Genomic DNA, 8,687 nt, shown 5'->3' with positions numbered 1-8,687 from the left:
GTCGTGGCCATGGGGGGCACCTCCGGGGCGGGTTGGACGGCATGACGAAGCTCGTGCCGACCAGACTTCCCGGCGCACCCTGTGGTTTTCTTTACGCTTTTCATACTTTACAGGGCGTACGCAAGGGCGTATCCGGCGATCTTCACTTTAGAGGCGAAAGGGGCATCCGGCGCGCTCGCGCCGGATGCCCCTTTCGGCGCCCGTGCTCAGTCCTCGCTGGAGGCCGCCGGCAGCTTGGTCTGGATGAGGTCCATGACCGAGGAGTCCGTCAGGGTGGTGACGTCGCCCAGCTCACGGTTCTCCGCGACGTCGCGCAGCAGACGCCGCATGATCTTGCCGGAGCGGGTCTTGGGCAGCTCCGCGACCGGCAGGATCCGCTTGGGCTTGGCGATCGGTCCCAGGGTGGCGCCCACGTGGTTGCGCAGCTCGGCGACGAGGTCGTCGTCCTCGTGGGCCGTTCCGCGCAGGATGACGAACGCCACGATGGCCTGGCCGGTGGTCTCGTCCGAGGCGCCCACGACGGCCGCCTCGGCGACCGCCGGGTGGGAGACCAGGGCGGACTCCACCTCGGTGGTCGAGATGTTGTGGCCCGACACCAGCATCACGTCGTCGACCCGGCCGAGCAGCCAGATGTCGCCGTCGTCGTCCTTCTTGGCGCCGTCGCCGGCGAAGTACTTGCCCTCGAAACGGGACCAGTAGGTGTCGATGAAACGCTGGTCGTCGCCCCAGATGGTGCGCAGCATCGACGGCCACGGCTCGGTGAGCACCAGGTAGCCACCGCCGCCGTCGGGCACCTCACGGGCCTCGTCGTCCACGACGGTGGCGCAGATGCCGGGCAGCGGGCGCTGCGCGGAGCCCGGCTTGGTCTCGGTGACGCCCGGCAGCGGGGAGATCATCATCGCGCCGGTCTCGGTCTGCCACCAGGTGTCCACGATCGGACAGCGGTCGCCGCCGATGTGCTTGCGGTACCAGATCCACGCCTCGGGGTTGATCGGCTCGCCGACCGAGCCGAGCACGCGCAGGGACGACAGGTCGAACTTGGCGGGGATGTCGTCGCCCCACTTCATGAACGTCCGGATCGCCGTCGGCGCGGTGTAGAGGATCGTGACGCCGTACTTCTGGACGACCTCCCAGAACCGGCCCTGGTGCGGCGTGTCCGGGGTGCCCTCGTACATGACCTGGGTCGCGCCGTTGGCCAGCGGCCCGTAGACGATGTAGGAGTGCCCGGTGACCCAGCCGATGTCGGCGGTGCACCAGTAGACGTCGCTCTCGGGCTTCAGGTCGAAGACCGCGTGGTGGGTGTACGCCGCCTGGGTGAGGTAGCCGCCGGAGGTGTGCAGGATGCCCTTCGGCTTACCCGTGGTGCCCGAGGTGTACAGGATGAACAGCGGGTGCTCGGCGTCGAAGGCCTGGGGCGTGTGCTCGGTGGACTGGCGGCCCACCAGCTCGTGCCACCACACGTCGCGGCCCGGGGCGAACGAGGTCTCCTGGCCGGTGCGCCGCACCACCAGCACGTTCTTGACCTGCGGGCACTTGGCCACGGCCTCGTCGATGGCGGGCTTGAGCGCGGACGGCTTGCCGCGGCGGTAGCCGCCGTCGGCGGTGATGACCAGCTTGGCGTCGGCGTCCTGGATGCGGGAGGCGACCGCCTCGGCGGAGAAGCCGCCGAAGACCACCGAGTGGGTGGCACCGATCCGGGCGCAGGCGAGCATCGCCACGACCGCCTCGGGGATCATCGGCAGGTAGACGGCGACCCGGTCGCCGGCCTGGACGCCCAGCTCGGTCAGGGCGTTGGCCGCCCGGGAGACCTCGTCCTTGAGCTCGCCGTAGGTGATCGCGCGGCTGTCGCCGGGCTCGCCCTCGAAGTGGAGGGCGACGCGGTCGCCGTGGCCGGCCTCGACGTGCCGGTCGACGCAGTTGTAGGCGACGTTCAGCTTGCCGTCGGCGAACCACTTCGCGAAGGGCGGGTTGCTCCAGTCGAGCGTCTCGGTGGGCTCGGTGGCCCAGCTCAGCCGCCGGGCCTGCGTGGCCCAGAAGCCCAGCCTGTCGGCATCCGCCTGTTCGTAGGCCTGCGCCGTGACGTTCGCCGCCGCGGCCAGCTCGGCGGGCGGAGCGAACCGCCGCTCCTCCTTGAGCAGGTTCGCCAGGCTCTCGTTGCTCACCGACATCTCCCTTTCCCAGGGTGTCCGTTGTGTCCCCGGGCATAGCTCATCAGCCGGAGGGCCTGGTGGCAAGGCCCTGTCCGGAAATTGGTGTAGACCTCTAGAGGTCCCTGACGTGCAGGAGCCCCTGCCCGGACGCAGTGTGCGGGAAGGGGCCCCGTATACGTGCACGCTTGCACGGCGTGTCGGGTTCAGAGCAGGGTCATGGCAGTCCCGCGCCGCTACCGCAGGGCGGGCGAGACCGTGTCGAAGACCCGGCAGTCGAAGTGGTCCTCGCCGCCGCTCAGCAGGTACGCCTGCGCCTCGCCGACGTGGAAGTACATGCCGTGCAGCTCCAGCGTGCCCGCGGCGAGCCGGCGGGCCACCGACTCGTGCGCCCGCAGGTGCTCCAGCTGCTGCACCACGTTGGTCAGGCACAGCTGTTCCACGGCGTCGGTCGGGAGCCGGCCCGCGATCCGGGCCCAGGCGTGGTGCCGGCTGGCCATCCGCGCCAGGCTCGGCTCGCCGTGCCGCAGCCAGCGGCGCAGCGGGGTGTCGGGGACGGCGGAGGAGCGCGAGGAGCGGGAGACGTCGGAGGCCGTGTTCAGCAGGGCCTGCATCGCCCCGCAGCCGGAGTGCCCGCAGACCGTGATGCTGTCGACCTGGAGCACGTCCACGGCGTACTCGATGGCGGCGGCGACGGAGTCGTCGCCCGACTCGGCGCCGGGCAGCGGCACCAGGTTGCCGACGTTGCGGACGGTGAACAGGTCGCCCGGGCCGCTCGCGGTGATCATGCTCGTGACCAGCCGGGAGTCGGCGCAGGTCAGAAACAGCTGCGACGGGCGCTGCCCCTCGCGCGCCAGCCGGGCCAGCTCCTCGCGCACGTGCGGCGCGGTGTCCCGCTGGAACGCCCGGATACCGCTGGCCAGTTGACCGGCGCCGCGGCGCGGCAGGCCGAGCGGCACCGACTGGTGCGCGCAGTGGTTGGCCCACGGGGTCCAGGGGCGGCAGCACTGGTGGCCGCGTCCGTCGGCACGTCCGTCGCCGCGGGCGTCCCGGCTCCTGTCCCCGTCCCCTTCCCCGAGGCCGGCCCGCCCGTCCGGTACGGCGCCGCCGACGGCGAACGGGGACCCGGAGGGGCTGATGATCTCCAGGGAACCGCCGTGCGCCAGATGCGCGTCGTGCCAGTCCTTCAGGGTCTCGTACGCGGCGTGGTCCATGAACGAGCCGTCCATCTCGACCACCGCGTGCCCCTCGTGCGGCACCTGGCCCAGCACCCGGCTCAGCCGCGGCACCGCCAGGAAGGTCAGCTGCCCGCGGGCCCGTACGCGGTGCACCCCGTCGGCCGAGGCCAGGGTGATGCGGGTGCGGGCCAGCCGGTGCAGGGCGACGGCCACGGCCATCGCGATGCCGCAGGCGACGCCCTCCAGCACCCCGCCGAGCACCACGCCGGTGATCGTGGCCAGGTAGACCGGAATCTCGCGGTGCCGGGTCACCGTGCGCACGTGCGTGATGCTGACCATCTGCACGCCCACGGCCATCACCAGCGCGGCCAGGGCCGCCAGCGGGATCAGGTCCAGCACCGGGACGAGCAGGGCGGCGGCGAGCACCACCCAGCAGCCGTGCAGGATCGACGACCTCCGGCTGACCGCACCGGACTTGACGTTGGCCACGCTGCGGACGGCCACGCCCGTGATGGGCAGTCCGCCGAGCGCGCCGGAGACGATGTTGGCGGCGCCCTGTCCGCGCAGCTCGCGGTCGAGGTCGGCGCGCGGCGGCCGGTCGGCCGCCTCCCGCTCGGAGGCGATCAGCTTGTCGGTGGCGACCGCCGACAGCAGGGACTCCACGCTGCCGACCAGGGTGATCGTCAGCACGGCCGCGAGGATCCCGAGCACCGGCCCCTCGGGCAGCTCCGGCAGCGCGTGGCTGCGCCAGGACGGCAGGTCGACCCGTGGCACCCGGAACCCGGCCAGCACCGCGAAGGCGGTGGCCGTGGCGACCGCGGCGAGCGCGGCCGGCACCTTGCGCAGGACGCGGCCGGCCCGCCCGGGCAGCCGCGGCCAGCCGAGCAGGACCACGAGCGTGAGGGCGCTGACGGCGAGGGCCGCCGGGTGCGGACTCGCCAACTGCTGCGGCAGGCCGAGCACATTGGCGACGGCGGAGCTCTGCGGGGTACCGCCGAGGACGATGTGGAGCTGGGCGAGAGCGATCGTCACGCCGATGCCGCCGAGCATGCCGTGCACGATGGCGGGGCTGACCATGAGCGCGGACCGGGCCGTGCGCAGCAGGGCCAGGCCGAGCTGGCAGACGCCGGCCAGCACGGTGACGGCGCAGGTGGTGCGCCAGCCGAAGCGCTGGATCAACTCGGCGGTGACCACGGTGAGTCCGGCGGCGGGGCCGCTCACCTGGAGCGGTGCACCGCCGAACCGGGCGGCGACGATCCCGCCGGCCGCCGCGGCGACCAGGCCCGCCTGCAGGGGCGCGCCGGTGGCCAGGGCGATGCCGAGCGAGAGCGGCAGCGCGATCAGGAAGACGGCGATGGACGCGGAGAGGTCCGCGCCGAAGCCGTGCGTGCGTGGGGTCATGTCCCGTCTCCTCTGCTGCGGGGACGAAGCGGCGGGATTTCTCAACACTCGGTAAATGAAAGGTAATGGAGAGTAAAGGAGGGCGCGCGACACAAGGGGCAAATGGTCTAAAAGTTAACTCGCCCGAGTGATTAGGCATTTTGTACGGCTTGTCATACCTTCCTGGGCCCCGCCCCATGGGACGTTTCCGCTCGAAGCAGCGCACACACACCTACGGGCGAGGAAGAGGTGGGCGGAGATGGCCGCCACGAACACCACCAAGAAGATCGCCGGTGGCCTGGTCGCCACCGCGCTGGTGCTCGGCGTCGCCGGATGCAGCGGCTCGGAGTCCGGCCGGCGGCCCGCCTCCGGCCCCCACAAGGGCGCCGCCGCCCCCGAGGCGCCCGGCAGCGTGCTCCGGATGATCGGCGACGGTTCGACGTCGTACACCGGCCCGCAGCCGAACGTCGTCCGGGCCGAGCGCCTCAAGCCCGGTGAGAAGCCGCCCCAGTTCGTCGTGTTCTCCTGGGACGGCGCGGGCGAGGACAGCCAGAAGCTCTTCTCCCACTTCCGCGAGGTGGGCAAGAAGAACAACGCGCGGATGACGTACTTCCTCAGCGGGGTCTATCTGCTGCCCGAGGAGAAACGTTCCCTCTATACCGCCCCCCAGCACGACCCGGGACGCTCCGACATCGGCTTCGGCGACCTCCAGGGCATCAAGGACACCGCGGAGCAGTTGCGCGGGGCCTGGCTGGAGGGCAACGAGATCGGCACCCACTTCAACGGCCACTTCTGCGGCCCCGACGGCGGCGTCGGCACCTGGTCGGTGGAGGAGTGGCGCAGCGAGATCAACCAGGCCAAGAGCTTCGTGAAGAACTGGAAGACCAACTCCGGCCTGAAGCAGGACAAGGCGCTCCCGTTCGACTACGACAAGGAGCTGATCGGCGCCCGTACGCCGTGCCTGGAGGGCCAGAAGAACTTCATGCTGGCCGCCAAGGACATGGGCTTCCGCTACGACTCCAGCGGCATCAGCAAGCAGAAGTGGCCCAAGAAGACGGACGGCCTGTGGGACGTCCCGCTCCAGCTCGTCCCCATGCCCGGCCGCGCCTTCGACACGCTGAGCATGGACTACAACTACATGGTCAACCAGTCCGGGACCACGTCCCAGGGCGATCCCTCCCAGCACGCCTACTGGGGCGACCAGATGCGCGACGGGCTGTTCCAGGCCTTCGACCGCGCCTACCGGGGCAATCGCGCCCCGCTGATCATCGGCAACCACTTCGAGTCGTGGAACGGCGGCACCTACATGCGCGCCGTCGAAGAGGTGATCAAGGGAGTCTGCACGCAGAAGGAGGTCCGCTGCGTGCCGTTCCGCGAGCTGGTCGACTGGCTCGACGCCCAGGACCCCAAGGTCCTGGAGCGGCTGCGCACCCTCGACGTCGGCCAGGCGCCGAAGGAGGGCTGGCCGACGTTCCTGGCCAAGGGCCCGACCGCCCCGCTGCCCGCGCCCCCGGCGCCCGGTGCGCTCACGCAGGCTGAGGAGCAGGGCGGGAGTCCGGACGAGGAGTGAGCCCCCCGGAGGCGGGGCGGGGGTCGGGGCCGGGGCCCTGACCGGACGGCCCGCCGAGGACGAAGCCGGGGTCGACCTGCGCCGCCAGGTCGACCCCGGTCTTGGCGTTGCCCCAGCTCTCGGCGTTGCGCAGGTGGAAGTGCACCATCTGCGCGGTGTACCGCAGCGGGTCGCGGGCGGCGTACGAGCCGTCGGCCGCCTCGTGGAGCACCTCCAGGGCCCGCCGGTCCGCCGGCTCCAGCCGGTCGAAGGGGGCGGGCCGGCCCTTCTCCATCGCCCGGACCCAGTCCGACTGGCCGACCGTCACCAGCAGGTCCTCGCCGACCTCTGAGCGCAGGAAGTCCACGTCCTCCGGGCCGTGCACCTTGTTGCCGACCACCTTCAGCGCCACCCCGAAGTCCCGCGCGTACTCCTTGTACTGGCGGTAGACGGAGACGCCCTTGCGGGTCGGCTCGGCCACCAGGAAGGTCATGTCGAAGCGGGTGAACAGGCCGGAGGCGAAGGAGTCCGAGCCCGCCGTCATGTCGACGACGACGTACTCGCCGGGGCCGTCGACCAGGTGGTTCAGGCACAGTTCGACCGCGCCGACCTTGGAGTGGTAGCAGGCCACCCCCAGGTCCGCCTCGGTGAACGGGCCCGTCGCCATCAGCCGTACCACCGCCCCGTCGAGGACGACCGGCACGGCGCAGGCCTCGTAGACCGGGTTGTCCTCGGTCACCCGCAGCAGCCGGGAGCCGGCGCCGGGCGGAGTGGTCTTGATCATCGCCTCGGCGGAGCCGATCCGCGGGTTGGTGCCGCGCAGATACTCCTTGATCAGCGGGAGGTGCGCGCCCAGGGCGGGCAGGCGGGCGGCCGCCTCCTCGGTCAGCCCGAGAGCCGCCCCCAGGTGCTGGTTGATGTCGGCGTCGACGGCGACCACCGGCGCGTGCCCGGCCGCGAGATGGCGGATGAACAGCGAGGACAGCGTGGTCTTTCCGCTGCCGCCCTTCCCTACGAAAGCGATCTTCATGTTCACGAAGCGTAGTGCCCCGTGCGCGGTGGGTGGTCAAGGCGAGTGAAGAAGACCACTCGAACGTGGGGCGGGAGGGCAAGGTGCGTACGCTCCTGACCTATGAGTACGTCAGCGACCACGCCCGCCGGTCCGTCCGATCCGCTCGCCGCGCTGGCCGCGCTCCCGGGCGTGGCCGAGGCCGTGGAATCCGTCCGCAAGGCCGTCGACCGCGTCTACGGCCACCGGGTGATGCGCCGCCGCAGCGCCGAGATCACTTCCGAGGCCGCCCTGCGCGGGGCGCGCGGGAGCGCGGCGCTGTCCGGCGCCGACTGGGCGCTGGAGGAGGTCCGCCGGCGGACCGACTTCGGCGCGGACGACGAGGCCCGTACGGTGGGCGCCGCGCTGCGGCTGACCGCCGAGGCCGGGCAGCTCCTGAGCATCTGGCGGCAGTCGCCGCTGCGGGTCCTGGCCCGGCTGCACCTGGTCGCGGCCGGCGGTGGCGGGTCGGACGCGCGCGTGGGCCGGCCGCGGCTCGCGGGCGAGCCGGTGGTGGAGCCGCTGGTAGAGCTGCCGCTGCCGGGCGCCGACGAGGTGGCCGGGCGGCTGGACGGGCTCTCGCGGCTGATCGTCGCGGGCAGTGCGGCTCCCGCGCTGGTCACCGCCGCGGTGGTGCACGGCGAGCTGCTGGCGCTGCGCCCGTTCGGCTCGTACAACGGGGTCGTGGCGCGGGCCGCGGAGCGGATCGTGCTGATCAACAGCGGTCTGGACCCGAAGGCGATCTGCCCGGCCGAGGTCGGGCACGCGGAGCAGGGGCGGGCGGCGTACCTGGCGGCGCTGGACGGCTACGTCTCCGGGACCCCGGCGGGGATGGCGGCCTGGATCACGCACTGCGGGCGGGCGGTCGAGTTCGGCGTCCGCGAGTCGACGGCGGTCTGCGAGGCGCTCCAGCGCGGCGCGGCCTGAGGCCGAGGGGGTCCGGGGCTCGCAGAGGGGTCAGGGGCTCAAGGCCCGGACATGGGTTGCGGCGACACCGCACTGCTCATGGTGTCGCCGCTGGCATTCACGCCCAGTTACCAAGCGTCCTCGATAGTGCCCATCAGGTCGGGAACTTTGCCCGTCTCCCTGGTGCGGCTGGCCCGTAATCGACGGGTCGACGTCGCGTGGGTGCTCGGCGTTCATGCTTCGGTCCGTGGGCCTTGCTGCGTTTAAAGATGATCCTCTCGGATGTCCTTGGTCTCGCGGGCCGTGACTCCTTTGTACTCCGCTCGCCAAGGAAGCGGAACCCCTTGCCGCACTTCTTTACTTTCCGGGACGGGTCGGGGCGAATCGGGCGGCCTTGGTCGTCGCAGGTCAGCGGTCCGGCCGCGGGGCGGCCGACCCTGTGCCTTGCGACGACCAGGGCCGCCCGATTCGCCCCGACC

5 protein-coding genes are annotated in these 8,687 nt (G+C 71.8%); 2 read left to right on the top strand and 3 right to left on the bottom strand.

Features of this window, described 5'->3' with window-relative positions; all coding sequences use genetic code 11:
* Positions 1 to 206: 206 nt before the first annotated feature.
* Both acs and EF918_RS27940 read right to left on the bottom strand, forming a co-directional pair.
* Complete coding sequence (gene acs, locus EF918_RS27945; protein ID WP_125651705.1) at positions 207 to 2,162, bottom strand: acetate--CoA ligase; 1,956 nt, start codon at positions 2,160 to 2,162, stop codon at positions 207 to 209.
* Positions 2,163 to 2,383: 221 nt separating this feature from the next.
* Positions 2,384 to 4,726 (bottom strand): bifunctional SulP family inorganic anion transporter/carbonic anhydrase, encoded by a 2,343-nt coding sequence (locus EF918_RS27940; protein ID WP_125651704.1) that lies wholly within the window; start codon positions 4,724 to 4,726, stop codon positions 2,384 to 2,386.
* Between the two features lie 238 nt (positions 4,727 to 4,964).
* Here EF918_RS27940 and EF918_RS27935 point away from each other — a divergent pair, with 238 nt between their 5' ends.
* Positions 4,965 to 6,275 (top strand): hypothetical protein, encoded by a 1,311-nt coding sequence (locus EF918_RS27935; RefSeq protein ID WP_125651703.1) that lies wholly within the window; start codon positions 4,965 to 4,967, stop codon positions 6,273 to 6,275.
* On the opposite strand, the gene EF918_RS27930 is transcribed toward EF918_RS27935, so the two are convergent.
* On the bottom strand, positions 6,232 to 7,284 hold the full coding sequence (locus EF918_RS27930) for an ATP-binding protein (RefSeq protein ID WP_125651702.1): 1,053 nt from the start codon (positions 7,282 to 7,284) through the stop codon (positions 6,232 to 6,234). The two genes, EF918_RS27935 and EF918_RS27930, sit on opposite strands and share 44 nt — an antisense overlap.
* Before the next feature lie 102 nt (positions 7,285 to 7,386).
* Here EF918_RS27930 and EF918_RS27925 point away from each other — a divergent pair, with 102 nt between their 5' ends.
* Positions 7,387 to 8,229 carry an oxidoreductase gene (locus EF918_RS27925; RefSeq protein ID WP_125651701.1) on the top strand — a complete coding sequence of 281 codons (843 nt, stop codon included), beginning with the start codon at positions 7,387 to 7,389 and terminating at the stop codon, positions 8,227 to 8,229.
* Positions 8,230 to 8,687: the final 458 nt, after the last annotated feature.

Origin of the sequence: Streptomyces sp. WAC06614 (assembly GCF_003949795.1) — a bacterium.
Taxonomy (GTDB): Bacteria; Actinomycetota; Actinomycetes; order Streptomycetales; family Streptomycetaceae; genus Streptomyces.
Note: the sequence above shows the minus strand (reverse complement) of the source record. Positions and strands in the feature narration are given on the sequence as shown.